This is a genomic window from Streptococcus infantis (genome assembly GCF_047463655.1).
GTDB classification, from domain to species: domain Bacteria; phylum Bacillota; class Bacilli; order Lactobacillales; family Streptococcaceae; genus Streptococcus; species Streptococcus infantis_Z.
Genome location: NZ_JASHDM010000010.1, coordinates 33,931 through 48,518, shown reverse-complemented (window position 1 = coordinate 48,518; position 14,588 = coordinate 33,931). Strand labels below are relative to the sequence as shown.

Below are 14,588 nucleotides of genomic sequence, written 5' to 3'. Positions count from 1 at the left end.
GCCCAAATAGCTACTTGGATTGTGCATTTATTTTAAGGATTTCAAAACAGAATTCTCCTGATCCGGTTTTGCATATCAAGTAAAAAATTCTTATCATGCAGCAATGTTTTTATAAAAAATAATAAAAAAGCATTGACAAACAGAAGAAGATAGAGTATGATATAAAATATAAAAATTTATAAAAAGGTTGAACAGATATGAAAAAGAGTATAGCGGTGGTTTTTGGCACCTTTGCTCCCTTACATCAAGGGCATATTGATTTAATCCAAAGAGCAAAACGTCAATGTGATGCTGTATGGGTGGTAGTTTCAGGTTATAAGGGAGATCGTGGTGAACAGGTGGGGCTTACACTACAAAAGAGATTTCGCTATATTCGTGAAGCTTTTCGAGATGATGAGTTGACCTCTGTTTGTAAACTTGACGAAACCAATATTCCACGCTATCCAATGGGCTGGCAGGAGTGGTTGGATCAGATGTTGCAGGCCATTTCCTACGACCAGACTGGTCAGGAGCTCATCTTTTTTGTAGGAGAATCCGAATACCAACAAGAATTGTCAGAACGTGGTTTCGAGACTGTCCTACAGGAAAGAAAATTTGGAATTTCGGCTACTATGATTCGAGAAAATCCAAGCAAATATTGGAAATACATTGCTCAACCTTTCCGCTGTCAGTTTACGAAAAAAGTGTTGATTATGGGAAGTGCTAGTAATGGGAAAACAACTCTAGCCAAGGATTTAGCTCGCTTTTATGATGCGCCAGTCAGTCTGGAGTATGCTCGTGAATATCAGATAAAAAATAATGTCCGAGATGATGAGCTTACCCCAAAAGATTATTATTACCTTCTTTTGGGCCAATATGACCAAACTTCCAAGTTAATCGATAGCAATGCCAATCGAGGCCTGGTCATTGCAGATACAAACTCTTTGGTAACTAAGGGCTACTACGATTACTACATGGAAAGCGAAGAGCAGGAGGACTTATCCGGAGAGACCTTTGATAATCTCTTTGTTTCCATCTTAGCCAAGGAAAAGTGGGATTTAATCCTCTTTGTGCAACCTGTTGGCTCTTATGTCAATGATGGTTTTCGCGACATGACCATGGCAGAAGACCATATCCGTCACAGTTTTTCTCAGCATTTGGATATGATGAGGGAGCAATATCTAGCTACTATCCCTCATGTTTATCTAGCTGATGACTATCTAGGAAATTATGAAGCAGCAAAAGTAGCTATCGATGCCATTTACCAAGCAGATTAGGAGAAGAAAATGAAAAAAATAACTGAAAAAATTACTCGATTTATCGCAAACTTTAAAAATGTTCACGCAGAAGCTCGTAAAATTGGTTTTGCAGGAGTTATGCGTTTGCTTTGGAAAGACCTCTTTGTAGGACGTAGTCTTTTCCAGTGGCTCTATTTGATTGTTTTATCGAGTGTTCCTCTTATTCTGGAGTTTACACAAAATACAGAAAGTCATGACTGGATTGGTCTCTTGGCTTCTTGGACAGGGATTGTCTGCGTTATCTTAGTAGCTGAAGGTCGAGCTAGTAACTACCTTTTTGGTGCTATTAACTCTGCAATCTATTTGGTCCTAGCTATGAATGCTACTTTCTACGGTGAAGTTTTGACAACAGTTTATTTCTTTGTCATGCAGCCTATTGGTCTCTATACTTGGTTGTCTAATCGGATCAATGAACAAGGAAGACCAGAGGAGTCTCACTTTGAAGCTAAGAAACTTAGCCTGATTGATTGGCTCAAGTACTTGGCTTTGACAGTTCTCATCTGGATTGGCATGGGTTTGGCTTACCAAAGTATCCATAGCGCTCGCCCATTCCGTGATAGTGTAACTGATGCGACCAATGGTGTTGGTCAGCTCTTGATGACACGTCTTTACCGTGAGCAATGGATTTTCTGGATTGCAACCAATCTCTTTAGTATCTACCTCTGGTGGGGTGAAAACATCCATATCCAAGGGATGTACTGGGTCTACACCATCAATAGTCTAGTCGGTTGGTACCAATGGACTAAGGCTGTCAAGGAGGGATAAGATGACTGAAACGATAATCCCGGCTGGAATGACAGAGAGAGAATATTTTGAGATTCATGCGACTGAGAAGGAATTTTTAGACTGGTACTGCAAACAGGATCTTCCTCAGTATGAAAAACCGAGCGTGACGGTGGATATGGTAGCTTATTGCTTTGTGGAAGGGAAAATCAAACTCTTGCTAATTCGTCGCAAGGCCCATCCTTATCAAAACTGTCTGGCTTTGGTCGGTGGTTTTATGGATAAGAGCGAAGATGCAAGGCATGCTTGTCAGCGTGAAGTGAGAGAGGAGGTTAATCTTGACCTTCCTTTGGAAAAAATCGAACAGTTGATGACAGTGTCTACCCCAGGTCGTGATCCGCGGGGGTGGACGGTTACTATCGCCCACTTGGTGTATCTACCTAGCCGCGCACTTGATCTCGTTCAAGCTGGAGATGATGCCAAGGATGTGGTTTTTGTCGATGTTGATTTTCAGACGGGCAAGTGCTTCCTAGAGGGACTAGAGCTGGGGGAGCAAGCCTTCGCCTTTGACCATTATGCCATTATCCAAGAGTCTATTAAACGAATCCAAGGGCGTCTTGACTGGAATCCGACCTTTCTCTATCTGCTGGAGGAGGAATTCACTGTCTATGAAGGGACTGAACTGGTTAATCTCATCAACCCAGGACGACCAATCGTCAGCAATAACTTTCTCGTAAAATACGGAGAATACGTAGAAGAAGTTGGACTTAAACGAGTTCCTAAAAAGAAACCAAGAAAAACCTATCGATTAAAATAAAAAGATTGGGGACCGAAATCGATAGCCTAAGTCTTAGTTTCTTAGTTTCAGTCCTGAGAAGTTTCAACAAATCCGATGGCTGGTTGAGCTTGAGAATAGAGAAAATAAAGTTTGTGTCAAAAGTCAATTCAGCCATCGTGTCAAAGACTTATTAGTCATAAAAAAGTGAGGTCGGGATTTTTCCCGACCTCTTTTTTGATGCTATTTGACTGCTTTACTAATTAAGGATGTTTATCTGTCTTTGAATTACTCATGATTCGAATGAATAAATCTTTGTATTTATATTTTAAATAGGTTTCGTGTAAATACAATAAAGCTACATAGACAATCATGAAAATGGCAGTTAGGTAGAACAAATCAAATGTTGTTTGAGCGTAATGAGTAGCTGCCCCATAAGAAACGAAAGCATCTAAAATCACCCAAGGAAGATACTTGTAATATTTGCTTAACATAAGCCTACACCTCCAATATCCTATTTCAATTTTATTATAGTTCTTTAAGAAAAAAATGCAAGCGATTACACGTATAAAATATAGTATTCTCATAGGAAAAATTTTCCTGTTTTTTTTTAATTCTTTACGAATAAAAGATATAGGAGGGATAAGGAAATAAATGTACTAAAAAATAATTCTAAAAAATTTTAGATAAATAGTTGACAGATTCAAAAACAAATATTACAATAATGTTACAAAAATATTTCTTAACATTTCAAAAATGTTACAAAAGGAGCATAAAATGAAAAATAAAACTTCTATCAAATTAATGGCTGCAACTGTACTCGCTTCAACATTACTATTGGGGGCTTGTGGTAATAAGAAAGAAAATACCACAAGTGATAGTTCTAGCAAGACAACACAAGCATCTTCTAGTTCTAAGGCAAGTTCTTCAAGTAAAGAGAACAAGACTCAGAAATCCTCAAGTTCAACTTCATCAGAAAAAGCTAAATCATCATCTTCTGATCAGTCAACGACTACTGCTAACCAATCGCAAGCAACACCAGCACCAGAAACAAGACAGGGGCAAGAAGTTTCTAACCAACAAGCGTCTTCGCAAACTCCGTCAAATCAGCAAGGCTCTCAAGCACAGACAAGCCAATCAGCTTATGATCCAACTACTGACCGCAAACTTCAAGATAAGCAAGCAGAACACAACAAACGTTACAAGGGTGTTCTAACCATGGTTGATGGAGATTTCTCTGCCGTAGCTGGCAACTGGAAGGGGGCTAATGGCGAGACTATCACGGTTTCATCAGGTGGTCAATTTACAGTAGAATCTGCTGATGGTAAGAAAGAAAACTACTCTATCCAAGGCTATGCCTATACTCTTGATGATGGTAAATATAATGCCAAAATTGGTGGTGGAAAAATCATCCAAATTACAACAGGTGCGGATGGCACTGTTTCAAGTGTTACTTTGATTAAGCCATAGACTTCAGTACAGAAATAATTTGTTTAAAAATAGTTCAGTTGATGAGTACCTACAGCATTTGAAGTTGATAAGACGTCATAAATGAACTTCAGAGATGAGACGAACTTAGGAGTATATGTAATCATATCTACCTGAACTGACCGTTTTTCACTTAGTTTCTTTCAGAGAAAGTGGTATAATGAAAAAATCAAAGGGAAACGAGTGATGAATCAATGCCAGATAAATTAATTTTACCTCAAAACACACGACTCATGGGAGTGTTCCTTGGCTTTATCGGTGGTTCTTTGGATGTGTTCTGTCATATCCAGTACCATAGTTTGGTGGCGACACAGACAGGGAACATTCTCCTACTGATATCAGATTGGCACGATTCACATGTCATCAATACTATGTTGAGATTCTGCTCGATTATATTCTTTTCCCTAGGCTTTCTTTTTGCCTTACACATGAAAGAATATCGCAAAACAGCCTATTGGCGAATTAAGATGCTACTTCCCTTATTTATCGGGACCCTTGTTCTGCCCTTCTTTTCTCGCTTTCCTTTATTAGAAGTTCCTTTTATTGCTTTTGGAACTGGAATGATGATGCTAACATTTACGGGTAGTTTGATTGAAGATCATCCCTATGTCATTTTTATGACCTCTGGAAATTACCGAAAAATGTTGACTGCTTTGTATCGTATCGTTAGAGGAGAAGGAGATGTTCAAGAATATCGTCGTCAAGCCTTGAACTATGGCATTGTTGTAGGCAGTTTCGTAGTGGGGGCCATTAGCTTGGCTGTATCTATGCATTTTCTCCATGAATGGTCTATCTGGATTGTCAGCTTCAATCTGTTTTTGATCATGTCCTGCTATATTGCTAGAGTGAAGCAACTCGATTTGCAAGATGAAAATATATAAAAAAACGGCAGATCTCTCAAATTGAGATTTGCCGTTTTTGGTATGATGGACATGTCGTATCCGTGGGCTCCCCAATACCGGTGAACTCTTGAGCAACTGAATTTGTCCATTAGGTGATGGATAAATTATTTCTCATTGGGAAATATGAAGCGCATAGTCACCAGCGTAGATGAGCGATTGCGAACTCGCCTACAAGTGATTATCTGGAAGTAACGGAAAAAGAAACCTAGTTAACTGTGGGTCCTACTTAAGTTAGGAATTACTAAATGGATAGCAGATAAGGTATCTGGCTGGGGTGAACACTATCAATTAGGGCTCAGAGGTCGGTACTTAAACGCGATATATCAAAACCAGTCCTCGAAAACGTGGACTGGTTTCGTATTATGTGACTTTCAGTCCGTCTCGCTCCGTTAGGTGCGAGACAAAAAAATCACCCGCTATGCGGGTGCGCATCGAAGGTTATACCAAAAAACTCCAAACGCGATACAATTAAGGTGTTCAAGCCAATTGTAAAGCGAAAGGAGAAAAATATGGCTCAAAAAGCACATAGTTTATCACACACAAAATGGATGTGTAAATATCACATTGTGTTCACCCCTAAGTATAGACGAAAAGTGATCTATAATCAATATCGAAGTAGTTTGGGAGAAATATTCCATAGATTATGTAGTTATAAAGGTGTTGAGATTATCGAGGGCCATTTAATGCCAGATCATGTTCATATGTTGGTAAGTATTCCACCTAGAATTAGTATTTCAAGTTTCATGGGATATTTAAAAGGTAAAAGCGCTCTAATGATGTTCGATAAACACGCAAATCTGAAATATAAGTTTGGGAATCGACATTTTTGGGCAGAGGGATATTATGTGAGTACAGTTGGCCTCAATGAAGCCACAATAAAGAAATACATTCAGGAACAAGAGCGAAAAGATATTGCTTTAGATAAGTTGAGTGTAAAAGAATATGAAGATCCCTTTAGGGATAGTGGCAAGTAGTACATATGCCTCTTTGAGAGGCTTGTGACGAGTCAAAGGCAATAAGGCTTGAACAAAGTGAAAGCCAGCGTCTTTAGGCGCTGGCTGGTAATTTGGGCTTATAGCCCTAGTACAGACCACCCGTTTGACGGGTGGTTATGATTTGGCTTATTGCCTTGAACAGCATGCGTTAAAAGTTAGTTGAACTGCCGTATGCCGAACGGCATGTACGGTAGTGTGAGTGGGGATAGTCTTAGCCGCTACTCGATTTTATTTCACCAACTTCTTCATCTCATCAATACGCGCGACGGTCGCGTCGTATTTAGCTTGGTAGTCGGCTTGTTTGTCGCGTTCTTTTTGGACGACTTCTGGTTTGGCATTGGCTACGAAGCGTTCGTTAGAGAGCTTTTTGCCGACCATATCCAGTTCTTTTTGCCATTTAGCCAGTTCCTTGTCGAGACGAGCGAGTTCTTCTTCGACATTGAGGAGGTCTGCCAGTGGCAAGTAGATTTCTGCTCCTGTGATGACGCTTGACATAGCGAGTTCAGGTGCAGGGGTGTTTGATGCGATTTCCAAGTGTTCTGGATTTGTGAAGCGTTTGATGTAGTTGACATTACTGTTAAAGAAGGCTTCCAAATCGCTATCACTAGTCTTAACAAGAATCGTGATTGGCTTGCTTGGTGCTACGTTTACTTCCGCACGCGCATTACGAACAGCACGGATTAAGTCTTTAAGGCTTTCCACACCTGTGTGAGCAGCGAGGTCTTCAAAGGCTGGGTTAACAGTTGGGTATTCCGCTGTAACGATAGAGCCTTCTGAGATTTGTCCAAAGATTTCCTCTGTCACAAATGGCATGATTGGGTGAAGGAGACGAAGGATTTTGTCCAAAGTATAAAGGAGAACAGAACGTGTGATGACTTTCTCTTCTTCGTTATCGCTATAAAGGACTTCCTTAGTCAACTCAACGTACCAGTCCGCAAACTCATCCCAGATGAAGTTGTAGAGGATGTGGCCAGCAACACCAAACTCAAACTTGTCAAAGTTAGCAGTTGCTTTTCCGATAGTTTCATTGAGGTTGTGGAGAATCCAGCGGTCAGTGACATTTCCAGCTTCCTTGTTGACCACTTTTTCGACATTGGCAGTTGCTTGCTCAAGAGTCAAGCCTTCATTGTTCATAAGGATGTAGCGAGAGATGTTCCAGATTTTGTTAATGAAGTTCCAAGATGCATCCATTTTTTCGTAAGAGAAGCGCACGTCTTGCCCTGGTGCAGATCCGTTTGAAAGGAACCAACGAAGGGCATCGGCACCGTATTTCTCGATGACATCCATCGGATCAATCCCGTTACCGAGAGATTTAGACATCTTACGTCCTTGCTCATCACGGATAAGACCGTGGATCAGAACGTTTTGGAATGGTTGACGGCCAGTGAATTCCAATGACTGGAAGATCATACGAGACACCCAGAAGAAGATGATGTCGTAACCTGTTACCAAGGTTGAAGTTGGGAAGTAACGTTTGAAGTCTTCTGAGTCGACATCAGGCCAGCCCATAGTTGAGAATGGCCAAAGGGCAGAACTGAACCACGTATCCAAAACGTCTTCGTCCTGAGTCCATCCGTCACCTTCTGGAGCTTCTTCACCGACGTACATTTCACCCTCAGCATTGTACCAAGCAGGGATTTGGTGACCCCACCAGAGCTGACGAGAGATTACCCAGTCGTGGACATTTTCCATCCATTGGAGGAAGGTATCGTTGAAACGAGGTGGGTAGAATTCTACCTTATCATCTGTATCTTGGTTGGCAATGGCATTCTTAGCCAATTGGTCCATCTTAACGAACCATTGTGTAGACAAGCGTGGCTCAACCACAACACCTGTACGTTCTGAGTGACCAACACTGTGGACACGTTTTTCGATTTTAACGAGGGCACCGATTTCTTCTAACTTAGCCACGACTGCCTTACGAGCTTCGAAGCGATCCATACCTGCAAATTCGAAGGCCAAGTCATTCATGGTTCCGTCGTCGTTCATGACATTAACTTGTGGCAAGTTATGGCGTTGACCAACCAAGAAGTCATTTGGATCGTGGGCAGGTGTGATTTTCACGACACCAGTACCAAACTCAGGATCTGCGTGTTCATCTCCAACGATTGGAATCAATTTATTAGCGATAGGAAGGACGACGTTTTTACCAATCAAGTCCTTGTAGCGTGGGTCTTCTGGATTGACCGCAACGGCAACGTCCCCAAACATGGTCTCAGGACGAGTTGTCGCCACTTCAAGGGCGCGTGAACCATCTTCTAGCATGTAGTTCATGTGGTAGAAGGCACCCTCGACATCCTTATGGATCACCTCGATATCAGAAAGGGCTGTGCGAGCTGCTGGGTCCCAGTTGATGATAAACTCACCACGATAAATCCAGCCTTTCTTGTAAAGGTCCACAAAGACCTTGCGAACCGCTTTAGACAAGCCTTCGTCAAGCGTGAAACGCTCACGAGAGTAGTCTACAGAGAGGCCCATCTTGCCCCATTGTTCCTTGATAGTAGTGGCATATTCGTCTTTCCATTCCCAGACTTTCTCAAGGAATTTTTCACGACCGAGGTCATAACGACTAATGCCCTCACCACGCAAGCGCTCCTCAACCTTAGCTTGAGTGGCAATCCCAGCATGGTCCATACCAGGAAGCCAAAGCGTGTCGAAACCTTGCATGCGTTTTTGACGGATGATGATATCTTGCAAAGTTGTATCCCAAGCGTGACCGAGGTGGAGTTTCCCAGTTACGTTTGGTGGTGGAATGACGATTGAATAAGGCTTAGCCTTTTTATCGCCTGAAGGCTTGAAAACATCTTCGTCAAGCCATTTTTGGTAACGACCAGCCTCAACCTCGGCTGGATTGTATTTAGGTGAAAGTTCTTTAGACATGTGTGTGTCCTTTCTAGTTTATATCTTTAAATAAAATTAGTATGTAGAAGATAGGCTTTGATTCAACTCATCTTGTTTTTATCATTATCTTCTATAAGCAAAGAAACGGTGAAAAATTTTGCATTAACTTTCTCTCATTATCTTCATAATATGTTTATCAAAGTCTGATATGATTTGTTGAGTGCGGTTAAATTTTTCATACTCCTGGATGGCTTTTGAGTCTGCTTGTTTCTTGGAAATGCTTCCTTTTCCTTCTAAGATTTCATATTCATTAAAAGATAGAAAGCGATCAATACTATCTGCCAATCCTCGCATTGTAAAAGTGTTACGACGCTCAACCAAACTCTCGATATAATCAAAATAGGCTGTAACAGTTCGCTCTAGTTGTCGAATTTCTTGTTCTTGCAAATAATTTTTTGCCACCGTTACATCGGATTTGAGCACTCGTCCATCAGGTGCATTCTTCCAAGTAGTTAATCCCATTTTTTCTTTATTAGCATCGGCTTGCTGATAGATAATTTCTGCAGCAGTATTTCCAGTAATTGCATAATGAAATTTATTTTGCACCATAGCATAGAAGTTTTTAGTAATATCTGAGTTTCGATCATAATCTATAGCACATTCAGCAAAGATATCCGTAATTTGTTGATAGATTCGGCGCTCGCTAGAACGAATAGAGCGAATCCGTTCTAAAAGTTCACGGAAATAATCTTGTCCGAAAACTGTTTGTCCTTGTTTCAAGCGTTCATCATCTAAAACAAAACCTTTGATGATAAATTCTTTCAAGGTGTTGGTTGCCCAAATTCTAAATTGAGTAGCCTTGCTGGAATTTACACGATAGCCGACTGAAATGATAGCATCCAGATTGTAATATTCAAGTTCACGACGAACAGTTCTATTCCCCTCTTGTTGAACCTGTGCAAATTTTGCACAAGTTGACACCTTATCCAACTCACCACTATCATAAATGTTTCTCAAGTGCTTTGTAATGACACTTCGTTCAACTCCAAAGAGCTCTGCAAGACCTTTTTGAGTCAACCAAAGATTTTCATCTTGTAAAAGAATATCTAGCTGAACGTCACCATTTGGCGTAGTATATAGGATGAAATTAGAAATTTCATTCAAGACAATTTCACCTCCCCCCTTCCATAAACAATTACTTCTCGTTCTTAAACTTTATACCGTTTTCTTTCAGCTTTTTAACGGTTACGGGACCAATTCCCTTCAAAGCGAGAACTTCTTTTTCAGTCCATTTTTCGAAATCTGAAGACCTACGAATCCCATTTTCAACAAAGATGTGAACAAGATCCATCCGAATTCCCTTCATTTTTTCCTCGCTCATAAAGGAATGCCAGTCAGTGACCTCGGATAAATTTTTTATCATACTAGAATGATTCGAAAATACTGGTTTACGACGGAACTTCTTGGCTTCGTTTGTTAAAAATTTCGTTAAAATAATATTTTCTAGTAAATAATCAAACAGAGGATACAAACTAGCTTGTAACGATTCAACTGAATTTGGACAATAACATTCTTGGTTTTCGATCTCTATAACCTTGAATTGCCAATCTTCCTCTATAAAGAATTCAACAGCTTCATCATTGATTTCCACTAATTTTGCAAATAGCTGACTAGCTTCCTCAATTTTTCCTTGAGAAAAAGCAGAGATGATGGCATGAATAAGAATGGTATCATCCCGTTTCCCTTTATTTAATTCTTCGCGGTAGAAACGCTCAACCTTTAGTTCCTGACCAGTAATATGATACAAGGAAAGCATACAAAAGACAAAATTAGGAGGAAAACGTTCTGGTCGCTTACTCAAATATAGGTCAATCAATTCTATAGCCTTAGAATTTAAGTTCTCCGTCATATAATATTCAATCAGAAACATGAGAGCAGACAGGATAGGACGTGCTTCAAAATAATTCCAACTATTGTATCCGTTCATTTTCCATTTTTCTAAAACTAGAACTTCAAAATCCAATACTTTTTTAAAAGTTGACAAATCAAAATCTTCAACTTCTGATAAGAATAAATGAAAATCAGCAGCAAAATAATCTGGATTGATTTTTAAAACTTGCTTTAACAGTTTATTTCGCTTCTGTGTATTTGGAGTATGCATAGCTTCTCTAAATAAAGCGTGATCCTGACTCCAATCAAAAGTCCTATTTTTCAGTTGGTAATTGATTAGCTGAACATCTGGATACTCTCCGTGTTCATCAGCATATTGCATCACTGCTGTATGTAGTTCATCGAAATTTTGAATGGTCCGACGTTCTACAAAAGTTGGATTTTTGGCCATGATTTCTGTCCAAGCAGCCTCTTCTTCAGAAATAACTTTGATATCCAACTTTTGCTGGCGTTTTAATTCTTTTTTTCTATTTTTCTTTTTAGTCATCTATTTCTCCTCTAATTCATTCTTCAATAGGTCCTATCTCGACTGCCAGATACAAGCATTAATGGGAAAAACCACTTTCTCAGCGATTCGTTGATTTTGAAGGTTGTGCCCTAAGCGTAAGCAAGGTGGAGTTTTTCCAGTTACATTGGGTGGTGGGAATCACGAACGAAAAAGATTGAGACTTTTGAACTTCTTGAGTCTTGAGAACGTCTTCTTAAAGTTGTTTTGTTAACGACCAGCCTCAACATAGGATGGAGTGTATTTAGGTGGAAGTTGTTTCACTTTAGTTCTCCATTTTTTGCTTTTACATATAATTGTATAGTATTATTAAACTTGTTTAATCCCATTTTTTTACCTATATTTAATAAAAATTTGGCTACTCTTCCTTCTTCTTTCTTATGATTCAATAGATAATAATAGCCAAAGAGTATACTAAATAATATTATCACTGATACTACAAGAAATAACATTGAATATACTCTTGTTGCCCCGTTGCTTAAATAATCTTCAAAAGAACATGGACTTTTCTTTTCGAAGAATGACGATATTATAAGTGAAAAGTAAAATAAAAATGTGAAAATATAAATAACAAATTTATTAATTGACCACTTATATTTTAACTCTTTTGGAACATTTTCTATTTTTTTCCCACCTCTTAGATACATGAGAAAGTCCTCTGAATTAATAAAATTCCACAATGTTATGAAACCAGTGACTAGAGCCCACCATTTTATATCAAATGCTCCCAGTAATAATAAGATTGGAAGAAAAACTATCATAAGAACTAGAAGAGTTCGTACTTTTATCCCAATCATTATTGCTAAGAGTGAAAAAATTAATGAGTAAGCCAACAAAAGAGAGCAAATCTCCTTAAACTGATCATCTAAACTTATATTAAAAGATGAAAGTAATATTTGTATCCAAGCGAGTATTACAATCCATAAGAATCTAAAGACAATACTCCTTATAGCTAATGCAAGTTTATTTTTTTCATTTTTTCTATCTAACTGATAATAATTTGATAAAGTAAAGTATGAAATAGATAATATTACCATAGATAACAGTAATAGGTATTTTATAATAAAAAAATTAGCATCTTGAAGCCGAGAGGAAATAAATATTATTACAGCAAATGATAGTAAATGCCATCCAAAAATATTATTAAATAAGTCTGTAACAATTTTTTTCATTTCACCACCTCCCACTCACTCCTCAGCAAGCCGTATCTCAAATCATCGCAGCGATTGCCTTGGGCATCTTTGCGGTCTCGGATACGAGCTTCAAGAGTAAACCCAAGTTTATCAGCAACTCGTTGACTTTGGGTATTGTAACCAAAACAAGTCAGCTCAATCTTGTGTAGGTTCAATTCTTTAAAAGCTAAATCAATCAAGGCACGCGCCGCTTCAGGAACATAACCGCGGCCCCAATAATCTGGGTGCAAGGTATAGCCAATCTCTAGCACATCATCTTCGTGGCGATGGGGGAAATCGACAGAACCAATGATTGTATCGGTCCCTTTAATCACAATTCCATAGCCTGCTGGGAGATTATCCTTTTGATTACGCTCGGGAAGGATATGTTCTAGGTAATAAATTTCATCTTCCAAAGTCTTGATAGGTGGAAAACCTGCTGGGTAAGAAACTTCTGGACGATTAGCATAGTCAAAGATATCCTCTACATCCGCAACTGTACGGACTCGTAAGACCAGTCGCTCAGTTTCGATTCGTTCAGGCAGTTCAGCTCTTGTCATTCTTCTTCCTCGCTTTCTTGATGAAGCTCCCCATAGGATCGACTCGGTCATCTAGATAACGATAAACGCGCTGATGGCCATCCCCCATAAAGTAAGTAGGTGCAAAGTGGTCATTTTTAAAATGGCCCTTGTCATCTAAGAGCTCTTGGTCAGCCAGTCGCTCGAGAATTTTGGCAAAGATATGACAGATGCCATCTTCCTCGATAATCCGATCAACCTGGCAATCCAAAACGACTGGACAGGCCTCCAAAATCGGAGCCTGAGTTCGTTCAGAAATCTCGTAGTCAAGCCCTAGGTGTTTCAATTTCTCCCGATGGCTGATAAAGCCAGCCTGCTCCATCTGGATCATGAGTTTTTCGTCAGGGATGTTGACAGTGAACTGTTGGTAATGCTTAATCTGGTCAGCTGCATTTTCCTCAGCACCAACACCTATGACCAACCAATCTCCCAGACTATAAGAGGAACTGCAGGTCGTGATATTGTGCCCAAAGTTCTGGTCCTGATAGCCCAAAATGAAGATAGGAAAACCATAGTAGAGCTTACTGGTGTTAAAAGATTGTTTCATGGCAACCTCCTTTGGCTAGGGGTGTAAAAGAAAAATCGCCCCTGTCATTAATCTGACAGGGACGAATATGTTTATCCGCGGTACCACCCAATTTCGGGCAGAGCCCGCATCTCTCGTCTTTTAAACAAAAAGACATTTATATTTCATTTTTTAATTTCATCCATTAGCAACCAGTTTTGACACATTTGTGGACTTCTCAGCACCGCCACTTTCTGTAAAATGTGGGACTCAAAACACCTCTAATGGCTATATTTTAACAAGTTTTTGACGGAAAAGCAAGGAACAAGAAAGATTACTTGAACTTAATGCCGTTTTCTTTTAATTTCTTGATAGTTGCTGGACCGATTCCTTTCAAGGCAAGGAGTTCTTTTTCTGTCCAGTTTTTGAAGTCAGCTGCAGATTTAATCCCTTCATCGTAGAAAGTTTTAGCACGATCTACTGAAAGTCCACCTAGGTTAGCTGCGAATTCCTCTACAGAGCTTGTAACTTTTTGAGCTTGCTCTTTGGTTGCTTCTACAGTTTTTTCAACCTTTTTAGAGACAGCTTTACCTGCATCACTTGCTGCTTTTTCAGCGTGTTTTACAACTTTTTTTGTTTCTTCGACAACCTTGTTTACAGTGTTTGAAAATGCACCTGAGCGACGGAGGCTGTTTCTCAATTGTTTTTTACGTTGGAGTGCCTTTGACATGATAAAATCCTTTCAATAAAAAATCCCTGTGGCTGAACAAGGATCGAATCTCTATGGTCTTATTGTATCAACTTTCTTTAGGAATTGCAAGGCTTGATATACTGGAAATATAGGAGATATATGGGAAATTTCGCCGTAGAATGATAG

General features: G+C 39.5%; 14 protein-coding genes and 1 pseudogene. 7 read left to right on the top strand and 8 right to left on the bottom strand.

All coding sequences use genetic code 11. The features are described 5' to 3' along the window. Window positions 1-197: 197 nt before the first annotated feature. The 3 genes from QM877_RS07610 to QM877_RS07600 are packed head-to-tail and all read left to right on the top strand — an operon-like array spanning window position 198 to window position 2,817. Window positions 198-1,256, top strand: a complete 1,059-nt coding sequence (locus QM877_RS07610; RefSeq protein ID WP_414318055.1) for an AAA family ATPase — start codon at window positions 198-200, stop codon at window positions 1,254-1,256. 9 nt (window positions 1,257-1,265) lie between these two features. Beyond that, window positions 1,266-2,042 (top strand): nicotinamide riboside transporter PnuC, encoded by a 777-nt coding sequence (pnuC, locus tag QM877_RS07605; RefSeq protein WP_414318054.1) that lies wholly within the window; start codon window positions 1,266-1,268, stop codon window positions 2,040-2,042. 1 nt (window position 2,043) lies between these two features. After that, window positions 2,044-2,817 carry an NUDIX domain-containing protein gene (locus tag QM877_RS07600; protein WP_049503793.1) on the top strand — a complete coding sequence of 258 codons (774 nt, stop codon included), beginning with the start codon at window positions 2,044-2,046 and terminating at the stop codon, window positions 2,815-2,817. A gap of 221 nt (window positions 2,818-3,038) precedes the next feature. Here QM877_RS07600 and QM877_RS07595 read toward each other — a convergent pair whose 3' ends face one another. Next, window positions 3,039-3,269 (bottom strand): hypothetical protein, encoded by a 231-nt coding sequence (locus tag QM877_RS07595; protein ID WP_315640071.1) that lies wholly within the window; start codon window positions 3,267-3,269, stop codon window positions 3,039-3,041. A gap of 283 nt (window positions 3,270-3,552) precedes the next feature. On the opposite strand from QM877_RS07595, the gene QM877_RS07590 reads away from it, so the two are divergent. The 4 genes and pseudogenes from QM877_RS07590 (at window position 3,553) to tnpA (ending at window position 6,139) form a co-directional block, all read left to right on the top strand. Beyond that, window positions 3,553-4,245, top strand: a complete 693-nt coding sequence (locus tag QM877_RS07590) for a hypothetical protein (protein ID WP_414318053.1) — start codon at window positions 3,553-3,555, stop codon at window positions 4,243-4,245. Window positions 4,246-4,457: 212 nt separating this feature from the next. Next, window positions 4,458-5,144, top strand: a complete 687-nt coding sequence (locus tag QM877_RS07585; RefSeq protein ID WP_414318052.1) for a YoaK family protein — start codon at window positions 4,458-4,460, stop codon at window positions 5,142-5,144. A gap of 87 nt (window positions 5,145-5,231) precedes the next feature. Continuing rightward, a pseudogene (locus QM877_RS07580) lies at window positions 5,232-5,532 on the top strand (group II intron maturase-specific domain-containing protein); the annotation flags it as partial. A gap of 142 nt (window positions 5,533-5,674) precedes the next feature. Further along, window positions 5,675-6,139 carry an IS200/IS605 family transposase gene (gene tnpA, locus QM877_RS07575; protein WP_414318051.1) on the top strand — a complete coding sequence of 155 codons (465 nt, stop codon included), beginning with the start codon at window positions 5,675-5,677 and terminating at the stop codon, window positions 6,137-6,139. Between the two features lie 249 nt (window positions 6,140-6,388). Here tnpA and QM877_RS07570 read toward each other — a convergent pair whose 3' ends face one another. The 7 genes from QM877_RS07570 to QM877_RS07540 form a co-directional block, all read right to left on the bottom strand. After that, window positions 6,389-9,040, bottom strand: a complete 2,652-nt coding sequence (locus tag QM877_RS07570; protein WP_414318050.1) for a valine--tRNA ligase — start codon at window positions 9,038-9,040, stop codon at window positions 6,389-6,391. A gap of 123 nt (window positions 9,041-9,163) precedes the next feature. Next, complete coding sequence (locus tag QM877_RS07565; RefSeq protein WP_414318049.1) at window positions 9,164-10,165, bottom strand: virulence RhuM family protein; 1,002 nt, start codon at window positions 10,163-10,165, stop codon at window positions 9,164-9,166. A gap of 31 nt (window positions 10,166-10,196) precedes the next feature. Then, on the bottom strand, window positions 10,197-11,438 hold the full coding sequence (locus tag QM877_RS07560; RefSeq protein ID WP_414318048.1) for a hypothetical protein: 1,242 nt from the start codon (window positions 11,436-11,438) through the stop codon (window positions 10,197-10,199). A gap of 278 nt (window positions 11,439-11,716) precedes the next feature. Beyond that, on the bottom strand, window positions 11,717-12,628 hold the full coding sequence (locus QM877_RS07555) for a hypothetical protein (protein WP_371560120.1): 912 nt from the start codon (window positions 12,626-12,628) through the stop codon (window positions 11,717-11,719). Further along, window positions 12,625-13,188: a GNAT family N-acetyltransferase gene (locus QM877_RS07550; protein ID WP_414318047.1), complete on the bottom strand. Its 564-nt coding sequence runs from the start codon at window positions 13,186-13,188 to the stop codon at window positions 12,625-12,627. The genes QM877_RS07555 and QM877_RS07550 overlap by 4 nt, the downstream gene beginning before the upstream one ends. Next, window positions 13,175-13,753 (bottom strand): flavin reductase family protein, encoded by a 579-nt coding sequence (locus QM877_RS07545; RefSeq protein ID WP_414318046.1) that lies wholly within the window; start codon window positions 13,751-13,753, stop codon window positions 13,175-13,177. Before QM877_RS07545 ends, QM877_RS07550 begins: the two co-directional genes overlap by 14 nt. 292 nt (window positions 13,754-14,045) lie before the next feature. Next, a complete protein-coding gene (locus QM877_RS07540) occupies window positions 14,046-14,441 on the bottom strand; it encodes a helix-hairpin-helix domain-containing protein (RefSeq protein ID WP_414318045.1) in 396 nt (131 codons plus the stop codon). Window positions 14,442-14,588: the final 147 nt, after the last annotated feature.